Origin of the sequence: Burkholderia sp. Ac-20353 (assembly GCF_017104785.1) — a bacterium.
GTDB lineage: Bacteria > Pseudomonadota > Gammaproteobacteria > Burkholderiales > Burkholderiaceae > Burkholderia.
Genome location: NZ_JAAGPL010000020.1, coordinates 27,145 through 40,603, shown reverse-complemented (window position 1 = coordinate 40,603; position 13,459 = coordinate 27,145). Strand labels below are relative to the sequence as shown.

The 13,459-nt window shown below is 67.4% G+C and carries 14 protein-coding genes; 4 read left to right on the top strand and 10 right to left on the bottom strand.

The genetic code is table 11. The annotated features are described in order from the left end of the window. Nucleotides 1–38 precede the first annotated feature (38 nt). Genes G3N94_RS09860 through G3N94_RS09850 form a run of 3 tightly spaced genes read right to left on the bottom strand, consistent with a single transcriptional unit; the run spans nt 39 to nt 3,718 of the window. Nucleotides 39–722 carry a Fe2+-dependent dioxygenase gene (locus G3N94_RS09860; protein WP_205792191.1) on the bottom strand — a complete coding sequence of 228 codons (684 nt, stop codon included), beginning with the start codon at nt 720–722 and terminating at the stop codon, nt 39–41. Beyond that, on the bottom strand, nt 719–1,474 hold the full coding sequence (locus G3N94_RS09855; protein WP_205792190.1) for a tetratricopeptide repeat protein: 756 nt from the start codon (nt 1,472–1,474) through the stop codon (nt 719–721). Before G3N94_RS09855 ends, G3N94_RS09860 begins: the two co-directional genes overlap by 4 nt. 3 nt (nt 1,475–1,477) lie before the next feature. After that, nucleotides 1,478–3,718: a TonB-dependent siderophore receptor gene (locus G3N94_RS09850; RefSeq protein WP_205792189.1), complete on the bottom strand. Its 2,241-nt coding sequence runs from the start codon at nt 3,716–3,718 to the stop codon at nt 1,478–1,480. A 318-nt stretch (nt 3,719–4,036) separates the two neighbouring features. On the opposite strand from G3N94_RS09850, the gene G3N94_RS09845 reads away from it, so the two are divergent. Together G3N94_RS09845 and G3N94_RS09840 are read left to right on the top strand one after the other, a co-directional pair. Then, complete coding sequence (locus G3N94_RS09845; RefSeq protein ID WP_205792188.1) at nt 4,037–4,276, top strand: Arc family DNA-binding protein; 240 nt, start codon at nt 4,037–4,039, stop codon at nt 4,274–4,276. Then, on the top strand, nt 4,273–4,692 hold the full coding sequence (locus tag G3N94_RS09840; protein ID WP_205792187.1) for a type II toxin-antitoxin system VapC family toxin: 420 nt from the start codon (nt 4,273–4,275) through the stop codon (nt 4,690–4,692). The genes G3N94_RS09845 and G3N94_RS09840 overlap by 4 nt, the downstream gene beginning before the upstream one ends. Before the next feature lie 129 nt (nt 4,693–4,821). On the opposite strand, the gene G3N94_RS09835 is transcribed toward G3N94_RS09840, so the two are convergent. Then, the gene (locus tag G3N94_RS09835; protein ID WP_205792186.1) at nt 4,822–6,117 is read right to left on the bottom strand and encodes an aspartate carbamoyltransferase; all 1,296 of its coding nucleotides are present in this window, start codon (nt 6,115–6,117) and stop codon (nt 4,822–4,824) included. Nucleotides 6,118–6,361: 244 nt separating this feature from the next. Here G3N94_RS09835 and G3N94_RS09830 point away from each other — a divergent pair, with 244 nt between their 5' ends. Beyond that, on the top strand, nt 6,362–6,496 hold the full coding sequence (locus G3N94_RS09830; protein ID WP_174962282.1) for an entericidin A/B family lipoprotein: 135 nt from the start codon (nt 6,362–6,364) through the stop codon (nt 6,494–6,496). A 98-nt stretch (nt 6,497–6,594) separates the two neighbouring features. Here the strand turns inward: G3N94_RS09830 and G3N94_RS09825 are convergent, their stop codons facing one another. Both G3N94_RS09825 and G3N94_RS09820 read right to left on the bottom strand, forming a co-directional pair. Then, entirely contained in the window at nt 6,595–7,512 is a 918-nt protein-coding gene (locus G3N94_RS09825) for a DMT family transporter (RefSeq protein ID WP_205792185.1), read from the bottom strand. 82 nt (nt 7,513–7,594) lie between these two features. Continuing rightward, nucleotides 7,595–8,392, bottom strand: a complete 798-nt coding sequence (locus G3N94_RS09820; RefSeq protein WP_205792184.1) for an AraC family transcriptional regulator — start codon at nt 8,390–8,392, stop codon at nt 7,595–7,597. Nucleotides 8,393–8,562: 170 nt separating this feature from the next. Here G3N94_RS09820 and G3N94_RS09815 point away from each other — a divergent pair, with 170 nt between their 5' ends. After that, nucleotides 8,563–9,405: a molybdenum cofactor biosynthesis F family protein gene (locus tag G3N94_RS09815; protein WP_346778678.1), complete on the top strand. Its 843-nt coding sequence runs from the start codon at nt 8,563–8,565 to the stop codon at nt 9,403–9,405. 62 nt (nt 9,406–9,467) lie between these two features. Here the strand turns inward: G3N94_RS09815 and G3N94_RS09810 are convergent, their stop codons facing one another. From G3N94_RS09810 to G3N94_RS09795, 4 genes are all read right to left on the bottom strand, one after another. After that, a complete protein-coding gene (locus tag G3N94_RS09810; RefSeq protein ID WP_205792182.1) occupies nt 9,468–10,142 on the bottom strand; it encodes a dihydrodipicolinate reductase C-terminal domain-containing protein in 675 nt (224 codons plus the stop codon). Nucleotides 10,143–10,277: 135 nt separating this feature from the next. After that, nucleotides 10,278–11,039: a DUF4410 domain-containing protein gene (locus G3N94_RS09805; RefSeq protein ID WP_205792181.1), complete on the bottom strand. Its 762-nt coding sequence runs from the start codon at nt 11,037–11,039 to the stop codon at nt 10,278–10,280. 307 nt (nt 11,040–11,346) lie between these two features. Beyond that, a complete protein-coding gene (locus G3N94_RS09800; protein WP_205792221.1) occupies nt 11,347–12,693 on the bottom strand; it encodes an ATP-binding protein in 1,347 nt (448 codons plus the stop codon). Continuing rightward, nucleotides 12,693–13,406, bottom strand: a complete 714-nt coding sequence (locus G3N94_RS09795; protein WP_205792180.1) for a response regulator — start codon at nt 13,404–13,406, stop codon at nt 12,693–12,695. The genes G3N94_RS09800 and G3N94_RS09795 overlap by 1 nt, the downstream gene beginning before the upstream one ends. Nucleotides 13,407–13,459: the final 53 nt, after the last annotated feature.

The following is a 13,459-nucleotide window of genomic DNA, read 5'->3' as shown; positions in this document are numbered from 1 at the left end:
CAACGTTACTTCCCTCTGCCGACAGAAGCGAGCGCTGCTCACGCATCTGCCCACCGCCGCAACAGGTTGTGATAAATCCCGGTGAGCGCGATCACGCTCGCGTCATGCGCACCTTTCTCCGTCGATAGCTGCTGAATCTGCGTATCGAGCTGAAACAGCAACGTCCGATCGGCATCATCGCGCACCATGCTCTGAATCCAGAAGAACGACGCCACCCGCGCGCCGCGCGTGACGGGCGTCACATGATGCAGGCTCGATGCCGGATACAGCACGAGATCGCCGGCCGGCAGTTTCGCGCGATGTACGCCAAACGTGTCTTCGACGCACAATTCACCACCGTCGTACGCATCGGGCTCTTCGAGAAACAGCGTCGCCGACAGGTCGCTGCGCACACGGAAATCCGTGCCGCGCAGCAGCCGGATCGCGTTGTCGACATGCGTGCCGAATGCTTCGCCGCCTTCATAACGGTTGAACAGCGGCGGAAACACCTTGAGCGGCAGCGCCGCCGAAAAGAACAGCGGATTGCGCGCCAGCGCATCCTGGATCGCGTCGCCCACCGCACGCGCCGCAGGCGAGCCTTCTGGCAACTGGCGATTGTGCTTCGCGAGCGCGGACTGCGCGCCGGACGTCGCGTTGCCGTCGGTCCATTCGGCGTGGTCGAGGATGTCGCGGCATTGCGCGACTTGCTCGCTGGTCAGCACGCCGGGAATATGCAGCATCATGATATGGATTCCGGATCGTTTGTCTGCAGCCGCGCCGCAGCCGTGCGGAACGCAGCGACCGGCGACGCGGCAAGATACGCGCACATCTTCGCGACGAACGCAGGCGTCGCGGTTGTGGGCACGCGCGCAATCCACGCGAGCGCATCGTCGACGCGGCCGCGCTCGGCGAGCAGCCGCGCATAGTTGAACTGTCCGCGGAAATCGCCGGCAACGGCTGCGCGGCGATAGTGATCGAAAGCGGCGTCCGCATCGGCGGCGACGACCCAGCCGTCCTCGTAGAACCCGCCGATCAGGTTGAGCGATTTCGCGTGACCAAGCGCGGCCGCGCGCCGGAACCAGTCGAGCGCGTCGGCGCGATTCTCGTCGACGCCGTTGCCGAGCGCGAGCGCGGTCGCGTAGTTGTACATGCCCCAGTCGAGCCCCGCGTGCGCGGCGAGCCGGTACCAGTAGACGGCGACCGGTGCGCACGCGGCAGTGCCCCAGCCGAACTCGTAGCAGCGGCCGAGCATGTTCATCGCCATCGGGTGATCGGCCTGCGCCGCGTGCCGGAACCACGTGAACGCGGCCGCCGGATCGCGCGGCACGCCGTGGCCGTCGAGCAGGTATTGCCCGTAGACGGCCTGCGCTTCGACGATGCCGTTGCCGGCCGCCGCCGCGACCCATGCGGCGGCGCGCTCGGGCGGCCCGGACAGGATCGCGGCGAACTCGCGCGGCGACACCGACGCGAGCGCCTTCAGCGACACGGCCTCCATCGATCAGTAGCGCGCGTTCAGCGTGACGAACGCCGAGCGGCCCGGCGCGATCGACGCGTAGTGCGCCGGATACGCCTGATCGAAATACGTGCGGTTGAACAGGTTGTTCACGTTCAGCTGCAGGTCGAGCTTCTTGTTGATCCGGTACTGCGCCATCGCGTCGAAGCGCCAGTACGACGGCACCGCGCGCTGGTTCTCGGGATCGCCGAACACCTGCGACATGTAGAACGCGCCACCGCCGACCGTGAACTTCGGCGTCACGTCGTAGTTGGTCCACATCGTGAAGCTGTGCTTCGGCGTGTTCGGGAACTGATGGCCGTTGTTCTCGGCGTTCTTGCCGTTGTCGCGCAGCTCGCTCTTCATGTACGTGTAGCCGCCGAACACCTGCCACTGTTTCGTGAGCTGGCCCGCGACGCCGAGTTCGAGGCCCTGCACGCGCTTGTTGCCGACCATCGCGTACTGGTTGTTCGGCAGCGTCACGCGCGCGTTCGTCGTATCGATCTGGAACAGCGCGGCCGTCAGCGCGAGCTTGTCGTTCAGCACGTTCCACTTCGTGCCGAGTTCGATGCTGCGGTTCTTTTCAGGCGCCATCTGGTCGGCGTTCGGGCCGACGCCGCCGCGGCCCGGCGACAGCGACTGCGATTCGCTGCCTTCGCCGAGCAGCATGCCGGCCGGCGTCGACGACGTCGCGTACGACGCGTAGATGCTGCCGTTCTGAGCGGGTTTGAACACAAGGCCCAGCTGCCAGTTGAACAGTGTGTCGTCGCGCGTGTAGGTCTTGCCACCTTTTGCGCGGGTGTCGGTGAAGCGCGTCGAATAGTCGTCGACGCGCACCCCGGCGTTCACCTGCCAGCGCGGCGTCAGCTCGATCGTGTCGAAGCCGTAGATCGATTTCGTGACGGTGCGCGCATGCGCGTAGTCGTTGTCACGCGTGATCGAGCCTGCCCACGGATCGGCCGGGTTCGGCGACCACAGGCTCGTGCAGTTGTAGTCCGACGCCGCGCCGATGCCGTTCTGGCAGATCTTGCCGGTGCCGGCCGCGACGCTGTACGTGTCGCGCTTGCCCCATTCGCGCGACAGCTCGATGCCGGTCGTGAAGTTGTGTTTCAGCGGGCCCGTGCGGAATTCGCCGAACAGCTCGGTCTGGTTCGCGATGCTGTTGATCGAGCTGTTGCGGGTGTTCGCACGCCGCCAGACCCGGCCGTTGACGACGTTGCCCTGGCTGTCGTCCGGCTGCGTCCAGATGTAGTCCTGCGTGGACTCCGTGTAGCGCGTGGTGTTGCGGATCGTCAGCGACGACGTGATGTCGTGCTCGATCCTGAGCGTGCTGATATCCGACGTCGTCTTGCGGAAGTCGCGGTCGATCAGCCCGTAGAAATTGTGGCGGTCGACAGGCGCAGGGCCGTCGGTGCTGACGCCCTTCGGGATGTTGAAGCCGTAGAAATACGGGATGCCGCCGTCGGGCATGTCGTCGGTGGACAGATGGTAGTAGCTCGCGGTGACGCGGGTCGGCGTGCCGAGGCCAAACGTAATCGACGGCGCGACGCCCCAGCGCCCGTTGTTGACTGCATTGCGGCCGGCGACGTCGTTGTTGTGGCTCATCAGGTTGAGGCGGAACGCCGCATGATCGGCGAACTGCCAGTTGCCGTCTGCCGTGAAGCGGCGGTAGCGGTCGGTGCCGAAGCCCGCGCTCGCGTCCGCACTCGTGCCGAGGTGCGGGGCCTTCGTGATCAGGTTGATGCTGCCGCCCGCGCCGCCGCGGCCGCCATATGCGCCGTCCGAGCCTTTCGTGATCTCGACGCGCTCGGTGTTGAAGATTTCGCGGGTGGTCGCGCCGGTGTCGCGCATCCCGTCGGCGAACATGCTGCCTTGCGTGTCGTAGCCGCGCAGGAACGGCCGGTCGCCGAGCGGATTGCCGCCTTCGCCCGCGCCGAACGTGATGCCGGGCACGGTACGCAGCGCCTCGGTCAGCGTCGACGCGCCGCTGTTCCGGATCAGTTCCTGCGGGATCACAGTGACGGATTTCGGCGTGTCGACGAGCGGCGCGGTGAATTTCGCGGATGCGGAGAAGTCCGCCTTGTAGCTGTGCTCGGCCTTGCCCTTGATCTCGATCGGCGCGAGATGGCCGTCGCCGTCGGCCGGGGCGGGCGGCGGTGCGCCGTCGGCGAATGCCGGGCTCGCCGCGAGCACGCCGCACAGGGTGGTGAACTTTCCGAGCTTCAGCTCTTCGGAGCGGGACTTCATGAGCGCATCGACCTCGTCTGGTGTGGCCCGGAGGCAAGCGCTGCACGGATGTGCATGCCGCCGGGAATTATTACGATTTGTTTTCAGTCGGCATTCTATGTAATTTTTTACTAAATGAGAAGCGTTCTCGTTCGTGTTTTGGAAAAGTGTTGAAGAATGTTGCGGATGGGCTAACGGGGCGGGAGGTGTGGGGCACTAGCCAATCGACTAGGTGGGATGAGACTGTCAGCGGAGATAGAGTGATCAACTCATGGCGCTACTCACGCGACAGCAAAATGCTAGAATGAATGCATTGAAAGCATTGACGTGGAGTGCATCATGCCAGTGATAACCGTGCGGAATTTGCCTGATGAAGTGCATCGCGCCCTTCGAATTCGTGCGGCCCAACATGGGCGCAGTACCGAAGCCGAGGTGCGTGACATTCTCGAGCAAGCGGTTCGCCCGGAAGGGCGACTCAAGCTTGGTACGCTGCTTGCGGAGATCGGGCGAGAGGCAGGGGGCGTTGATCTCGACATCCAGCGCGACAAGACGCCAACTGAGCCGATGAGCTTCGAATGATCCTTGTTGATACGAACGTCATATCCGAACCGTTGCGCCGCGAGCCGAGTGTCGCCGTGATGGATTGGCTCGATGCGCAAAACGTCGAGACGCTGTTTCTGGCGGCGATCAGCCTTGCAGAATTGCGATTTGGCGTGGCGGCCCTGCCGGAAGGGAGGCGTCGGGAGTGGCTACACCAAAGCATCGAGCAACGTGTCGTGCCGGTATTTCGAGGCCGGATCCTGCCATTCGACGAAGCAGCGACCAAAGCGTACGCAAATCTTCGCGCGCGCGCCCGTGCCGCCGGTAGCGCGATTGCGCCTGCCGATGGCTATATTGCCGCCACCGCTGACGCAAATGGCTTGATTGTCGCGACGCGTGACATCGCGCCGTTTGAGGCAGCCGGCCTTCGGGTGATCGATCCGTGGCGTGCGTAGCCACGGTTGGCGGTTCTGCATCACCGATCGCCAAAGCCAAAAGAGCGCCTTCCAAGCTGACGCTCTATCTCTGAGAAGTGCGCGCCCGGAATGACGTTGCGTCATACCGGGCGCGGTGACCGTTGTTTCTCAATCGATCCCGTGAAACACCGCATCCTCCGGCCCGAGATACGTGGGCGGACGCCACGTCGCATCGCGCATCGAGTGTTGCACGAGATTCTCGACGCCGAGCAGCACCGCGAAGATCGCCATCCGCACCGGAATCCCGTTGTCGGTCTGCCGGAAGATCGCGAGGCGCGGGTCGCGGTTCAGGTCGACCGACAGGTCGTTCGCGCCCGGGCGGCTGTCGCGCGGCAGCGGGTGCATGATCAGCGTGTCCGCGCCGCAGACGGTGTCGACGAGCGCCTGGTTGATCTGGAAATCCGGCGTGTAGCCCTCGAACGATTCGTCGGCGAAGCGCTCCTTCTGGATCCGCGTCGCGTAGACGACGTCGGCCCCCTTCAGCCCTGCGGCGAGGTCGTGCGTCTGCTCGATCACGTGACCGTTCTTCGAGATCTGGTCGACGATGTATGCGGGCATCTCGAGCGTCGGCGGCGACACGAGCGTGAACTTGAGGCCGCGGTACAGCGCGAGCAGCTTGACGAGCGAATGCACGGTGCGGCCGTACTTGAGGTCGCCGACGAGCGCGATGTGTGCGCCATCGACGATCTTGCCGAGCCGCGAGAATTCCCGCTGGATCGTATACAGGTCGAGCAGCGCCTGGCTCGGATGCTCGCCGGGGCCGTCGCCGCCGTTGATCACCGGCAGGTTGGTCGCGCGCGCGAATTCGGCGACCGAGCCTTTCTCCGGATGGCGGATCACCAGCGCGTCGACGTAGCCGGACATCACGCGGCTCGTGTCGTAGATCGATTCACCTTTCGCCATCGACGAGAACGTGAAGCCGGTCGTGTCGCACACCGAGCCGCCGAGCCGGCAGAACGCCGCGCCGAACGACACGCGGGTGCGCGTGCTGGCCTCGAAGAACAGGTTGCCGAGCACCGCGCCTTCCAGCACGCGCGAAATCTTGCGGCGGCGCGCGATCGGCTGCATCACGTCGGCGACTCGGAACAGCGCCTCGACCGAATCCCGCGAGAACTGGTCGACCGACAGCAACTGCGGCTTGCCTTCGAACAGGAACTGCTTCGCCAACCCCTGATTATCTACGCTTTGCGTATAGTCGCCGCCTTCCGGCGCGGCGCGTTCGACGATCTCCGACACGAAGCGCTCGACGATTTCCGGCATCCCGCGACACTCCTGCGAATCGTCGGGCAGCAGCCACGTATCCAGCGCGCGCCGGCTGACGCCGATACGGTTGGCGAACGCTTCGCGGGTCATGTTGAGGCGGCGCATCGCGTCGCGGAGGAAGGCTTGCTGGGGAACGGTCATCGGCGGTACCTCGCAGGAAAATATACGCGGTGCGTATATTAGTTTGAGGCTGGCCGAAGTCAAGGAAAACTTGCGCGGGTCGTGTCAGCGGGGGCTCGCGACACCCGCCCGGTCCGGGCTGGCGTGTGATGGCTGTCCCCGTATAATCCGGTCAGGCCCGGCGCCCTGCGCATCGCAGGGCGCCACGCCGCAGATGACTCACGATTCGCCCGCTCGGGCACAACGACTCGAAGGAGAGGGAAAAATGACGCGTACGATTGCTGCAATGCTGCTGGTGGTGACCGCCGCGCTCGCCGGTTGCAATACGATTGCCGGCATGGGACAGGATATTTCGAAGGGCGGGCAGGCGATCAGCGATACGGCGGAAAAGGCGAAGTAAGCCACGAAAGCCGCCAAAGCCACGATTCGGCGACGAGATGCGACAAGCGCCGTGCTGTTCCCGCGATTGCGGGGCGGCACGGCGCTTTCTTTTGCCGCTTACGCCGATTGCGTGCCCGGTGCGCGTGACGGCGCCGCGCGCCGTCGTATCGCGCCGACCAGCATGCCTGCAACGACCAGCGCGATGCCGGCGAGCCGCGTGGCGTTCAGCGTCTCGCCGAACAGCGCGACCGCGAACAGCACCGCCGACACGGGCGCGACAGCGGTGAACAGTGCGGCTTCGGTGCCGCTCGTGCGGGCCGAACCCGCGTACCAGCACAGGTAGCCGAGCACGGTCGGCACCAGCGCGTAGTACGCGATCGCCGCGACCGCGCCCGACGTCCAGCCCGCCGTGCCCGCATGCGCTTCGAATGTGGCCGGCACCAGCGCGAGCACGAAGCCGAGCCCGGACATCGCCGTCGACAGCGCGAGCGGGGCGAGCGGCGTCGCGAGCCGGCGGTTGAGAAGGATGAATACGGCTTCACATGCGACGGCCGCCAGCACCAGCGCGTCGCCGGCGAGCGTCTGCAGCGACGGCAGCGGCTGGCCAGGCGTGAACGTGACGAACAGCACGCCGCACGTCGCGAGCGCGGCGGCCGCCCAGTCACGCGGCGTCTGCCGTTCGCGCAGCATGACGGCCGCGATCAGTGTCGACATCGCCGGCAGCGTGCCGAGCATCACGCCCGCATCGAGCGGCGACGACAGCCGCGTGCCGCAGATCAGCAGCACCGTATAACCGACGCCGCCCGCGGCAGCCTGCACGACGAGCAGCACGGTGTCGCGCAGCGAGAGCCGCGGCCAGCGCAGCCGTTGCATGCGCATCAACGCGAACAGCAATGGCGTCGCGATCAGGAAGCGCAGCGCGGTTGCCGTGAACGGCGGCAGACCGCCGGCGGCCAGGCGGCTCGCGATCACGGTGCTGCCGACGCCGGTCATCGCGGCGGCGAGGTAGAGGTAGCCAATCAGTCGTGTTTTCATGCGCCGCATCGTCGCGCGGTGGCGGGGTGGGCGTCTTGAATGAAATTGCAGCGAGAGGGGGATCCGGCGACCTCCTCGCCGGCTACCTCATCGCCTGCGTGAATCGCCCTGGCGTGATGCCGAACTGGCGCGCAAACGCGCGCGTGAGGTGGCTCTGGTCGGCGAACCCCGCTTCGGCCGCGGCATCGACGATCGGCCGGCCGCGCGCGAGCAGCGCGCGGGCGAGCCGCGTGCGCGACTGGATCAGGTACGCATGCGGCGTGATGCCGAGTTCGCGCGCGAAGCCGCGCAGCAACTGGAAGCGGCTCACGCCACCCAGCGCCGCGAGTTCGGCGAGCGACACGGGTGCGGCGGGCGCTGCATCGAGCCGTTCCCGCGCCGCGTGGATCGCGGGCGCGACGCCCATCTGCGGCAGTGCGCGGTTCGCGTGCCGCGCCAGCAAACCCGCGACGAGCATCACGAGCGCTTCGTCGCGCGCGAGCGGCGCGTCGTTGCCGTCGACGATGCGCGCGTATAGCCGGCCGAAGGCCTCGGCCAGTCGCCCGTCGCGCACCGCCGGACGCGCGAGCTCGATGCCGACGAGCCCTTCGTCGGCCGCGACGCCGGTGACGAGCGCCGGCGCGAGGTACAGCATCCGCCAGCTCCGCTGCGCGTGCGTGTCGAGTGGCGCGCCGTCGTGCATTTCGCCCGGGTTGACCATGATTGCGTCGCCGGCCAGCGCGTCGACCTGGCCGCGGCCGCTCCACGACCGGTGCGCGCCGCTGACGATCACCCCGACTCCGAATTCGTCATGTGCATGACGCGGGAACGCGCGATCCGATTCGAGGCTGATCGCCTCGATGCCTTCGCGGGTACGGCGGTAGTGGGTGACACGATGCATGCGCGCTCCTCGCGCGCCGGTCGCGGCGCGGATCACACGCACTTTAGCGCGTTCCGGCGGCGTGCGCCCTTCATCCTTTTGGCCGATACCGCGCGCCGCGCGCAGCCTGCACCATGTGCATGAGCAGCGTAGACGGCCCGCCGGGCCTGAGGCTGCACGGGAGACGGCAGGTGGAACGACAGGATCCGGTTTTCATTCAGGTGGGCGCGCTCGCGGACGGCTTTGCGCCGGAGGCCAACCTCGTCGCGCCTGTCGACGCGCTGGCGGGCCAGACGCTCACGCTCGACGACGCGTCCGGCACATCCAGCGCGTCGCGCGTCTTCAGGTTCGAGCCGCGCGCGTTGCAATGGCGCGATGCGGCGACCGGTGCGTGCGGCAGCGAGCCGTGCCGCGTGACGCGGCTGCGCGAGGGGCTGTATTTCGTCGACTACATCGATTCGGCGGCACGTGCGACGTCGGTGAGCGTCGTGATCGACCTGGAAAGCGGCGTGTGGACGTCGGTGACGGGCACGCTGCCGACCGAGGCGGATACGCACGTCGATGCATTCACGCGCGTGGCGCGCGGGCTGCCGCTGACGGGCGTCGACGTCGCATTCCGCCACGGCACGCTCGGCGGCCATGTCGGCCCGGGGCCGCTGCATGCGCCGACCCGCGAGTTGATCGGCAAGCGCACGATGTACCGCTACAGCCCGACAGAATGCTACGAGCACATCTACCTGAACGAGAACTTCTACGCGTGGCAATGCCTGGAAGGCGTCGAGCGCGGGTTGGCCGACGTCGATCGCTGCCATTACTTCAAGCTTGCGGACGAGTTGTATCTGTTCGTGTGGCGCGAGAAGGTGATCCCGACGCTCGGCGTCGTGCTGATCGACCTGACGCAGCGCAAGACGGACGGCAAGATCTTCGGCTATCAGGGTGGCGACTTCGGCTCGCTGTCGAATTTCCCGGTCGGTGCACATGCGCGCGTGCTGAATGAGACCGTGCATCCGCTCGACAGCAAGGGCGGGCAATGAACGCCGAGCCCGGAGAAGGGTTGGAGCGGGCCGGGAAAACCTCGCCCGGTCCACTACCGGCCTCACAGCCAGCCGTTCCGGATGAACTCCATGATCGAATAGCGGCGGTTCTCGAGTTCGTGGCAACGAACGGCGTCGACGATGCGCGACACACCGTCCGCATAAGGCGATGCGCCGTACACGCGGGATTCGAACTGCAGGCTGCAGGCGCCGTCTTCGATCCGTACCTGGTGGTACGCGTGGCGCGCCAGTTCGTCATCGGGGATCTGCAGTTCGCCGCGCTGGATTGCAGGGTCCCGCACCGAGCGAATCGCGTCGGGCGGCAGGCCGAGCGACTGGACGATGCTAACGGCGGTGCCGGGCACCGACGACTTCGTCGCCTGATGGGATTCGACCACGCTGATTGCGCAATCGCGAAAGAGGTGGCCGCTGGTTTCGAGCATGCTCATGAACTTGAGCATCAGGATGTTCGTGTTCGGGCACAGCACGGCCGGGAAGTCGTGCGACCCGGTCTCGATGTCGGAGCCGGTGGACAGCTCGACGAGCGGCGACGACGTCGCCCGGCAGGCGGCGATCACGGCCGGCAGTTCGCGGCCGGAGCCGGCATGGACGACGATCGACCTGACGTCGATGCGGCTGTCGGCGGTCCACGGAATGACTTGATACGTACTGTCCAGCTTGTGCGAGCGGAGCAACTCCGTCGCCAGCTTGCCGGATCCCACGACGAGCACTTGCATGTGTTTGAGCGGATGAGGTTCGAGGTTCGATTCCGGCGCGCTGCGCTTCGCTCGCAAACTGCGCGATGCGCGAGCGGCCGGATCGGTTTCCGGCATTATGCCCAGATGCCGGCTCGCGCACCTGGCGTGCGCGCGTCAGCTCGCCGATACGTGCGGCAGCCAGCCGTTCGTCGCGCTCGTCGCCGCGAGCTGTTTCGCGATCGACCGCGCGAGCTTGCCCGTGACGGCCGACACCGTATCGCGCTTCGTCTCCGACACGCCGTGCACGCCGCCGCTGACGGCCGCCGACGTCGCGAGACGGCCTGCCGCCGCGCCGACGCCCGCGGTCTCGGCGATGCCGGGCATGCGTCCGCTGTCCGCGTCGACGGAGAACGTGACGAGCGGCTGCGGCGTGCCGCGAGCGGGCTGGAACAGGACGGCCACCGACGCGCCCACTTCGCTCTTGCCCGCGCCGAGGCCGATCAGGATGCGGCGCCGGCGGTTGCCCGCGTCGATCGTCTCGAACCGGCCCGTGACGATCAATGCGTCGCGGCCGGCCGGCACGGCGCCGTCCGCGCGCATCGCGGGGACGCCCAGCGACACGAGCTCGCGCACGAGTTCGTCGGCAAGCTGTTCGCGGGCTTTCAGCGCGGTCTGCTGCCGCTGTGCATCGGTCGACACGCCGCGCGCGATCGTCATCAGCTTGCTGGCCATCCCGCCGTCGAGCTTGACGTCATCGGCGGCGACGTCGAACGCGGACACGCAGACGACGTCCGCGTGAACCTGGGGCAGCGGGCCGGCCGCCTGAATGCCGGCCGGCGTCGCGGCGCAGCCGGTCGTGAAGAGCGCGCCGGCGATCAGTGCGGTGCAGGCGACGCGCTTGGCGCGGGAGGCGAGAAAGTCGAGAGAAGCGTTCATGTCGATGTCCGTGATCGGGTTGACGTTGCCGATACTTCCGCCATGATCAGGATCGCGAACTATCGGGGGCTGGTGTCTGAACGTCGGCGGGGCACTTTGGTCCGTGCAGTTGCGCAACGCTCAGGCGCAAGTATGCGGGGAGGTGTCGTGCGGCGCCACGCACGAATTATGTCGACGTATGTCGCGGTTTCGTCGGCGAGCGGACGTTACGCATGTCAGTGCAAGTCAGCGCATGTTGCGGTTTCGTCGGCGAGCCGACGTCACGCACGTCGACGCATGTGCCGCTTCGCCGACGGGCGGCCGGCCGTCACGCAGGCAGCGGCGCGCGCACCTGCACGGGCGGATCCAGCGGCAGCGCGACGACCGCTTCGAGGCCGCCGCCGTCGCGGTCGCGGAACGTGAGCGAGCCGCCGTGCAGGCGCGCGATTCGTTCGACGATTGCGAGGCCGAGGCCTGTGCCGCCCGCATGGCTGCGGGCGTTCGTGCCCCGGCTGAACGGCGTCTTGAGCCGTTCGAGTTCGGCGGCGCCGAGGCCCGTGCCGCGGTCGCACACCGCGACACAGGCGCAGCCGTGCTGCATCCAGGTGCGTACGAGCAGGCCCGAGCGGCCGTAGACGACCGCGTTCTGCATCAGATTCATCAGCAGCCGCATCAGGCTCACGGGCCGGAACGCGAAGGGCCGCACGTCGCCGTCGTCGAACGCGAATTCGTGGCCGAGCCCCGCGAAATCCGCGACGAGCTGCCCGACCAGCGCGTTCAGATCGCCGGTCTTCGGCGTTTCGCGCTCGCCGCTGCCCGCGTAGTCCATGAACTGCTGCAGGATCGTGTCGATCTGGTCCAGATAGCCGTCGGACGCTGCCACCAGCGCGTCGTTGCTGCCGCGCGGCAGCGCCATCGCGATTGCGAGACGCAGCTTCGTGAGCGGCGTGCGGATATCGTGCGAGACGCCGGCCAGCATCAGTGCGCGCGTCGTCTCTTCCTGCTGCAGCGCATCGGTCATCTGGTTGAACGCGAGACTCACGTCCGCAATTTCGGTCGGGCCGTCGGTGGGCAGCGGCGGCGGCCGTTCGCCCGCGCTCACGCGGCGCGCCGCGCGCGCCAGTTCGGCGAGCGGCCGGTTCAGGTGGCGCTGGATCAGGTAGCCGGTCAGCGCGGCGAGCAGCGCGAGGCCGACCGACAGCACGACGGCCGTCGTGATGCCGCTCGCCTGCGTGTCCGCCGCGATCGGCAGCGCCACCCAGACAGGCTGACCCGACACGTGTACGCGAATCCACAGACGATCCTCGTCGCCCGATTGCCAGCGCACCGGCTGGTCGGGCGGCAGGTGGCGCTCGAGCGCCCGCATGAAGACGTCGCGCTGCCAGGACTGGAACAGCCTGAGCAGATTCGGCGGACGGGGCGGGTCCGCCGGCGGCGGGGCGGTCTGCGCACCGAGCCGGGCGGCCACCGCGTTGCCCGTTTCGGGCGGCACGCTCGCGAGCGTACGGTCGAGCAACGCCACATAGTTCGCAAAGACGATCGACGCGCGCTCGACGCGCGGGCGCTGCACGTAATGCAGCAGGACGACGAGCGAACAGGCGAGCGACAGCGCAACGAGCGCGACCAGCAACGCGATGTTGCGCGACATCAGCGAGCGCGGCAGCAGGCGTCGCATCACGGTTCGACGCCGGCCACCAGCATGTAGCCGATGCCCCAGACGGTCTTGATGAAGCGCGGCTTGGCCGGATCCTCCTCGACGATCTGGCGCAGCCGCAGGATCTGCACGTCGACGCTGCGGTCGAGCGCCTGGTGGTCGCGCCCGCGCGCGCGGGCGAGCAGGTTCTCGCGGCTCACCGCGCGGTTCGGCGACGAGCCGAGTGCGTGCAGCAACAGCATCTGGGCGGAATGCACGTCGACCGGCGTGCCGTCACGGCACAGCATCTGCTGGCCGACGTCGAACGTGAAATCGCCGAAGCGCAGCCGCTGCGCGGTTACCGTCGGTTCGCCCGCCGCCATCTTCTGCCGCCGCAGCAGCGCACGGACGCGGGCGACCAGCTCGTCGGGGAGGAACGGCTTCGCGAGATAGTCGTCGGCGCCCGTCTCGAGGCCGACGACCTTGTCCGCCGCGTCGCCTTTCGCGGTGACCATCAGGATCGGCAGCGTGTGCCCTTCCGCGCGCAGCCGGCGGCAGACGCTGAGGCCGTCCTCGGGCTCCATCATCAGGTCGAGCACCAGCAGGTCGTAAGGCTCGCGCTGCAACAGGCGGTCGAGCCGCTTGCCGTCGGCCACCGCGCGCACCTGGAAGCCGTGCCCGCTCAGGAAGCGTTGCAGCATGTTGCGCAACTCCGCCTCGTCGTCGAGCACGATGATTCTGGGTGTTTGCTCCATCGGCTGCCTCCGGCGCGGGTCGCGCGATCGGGTTGTTGTCTGTCGCTGTCGTC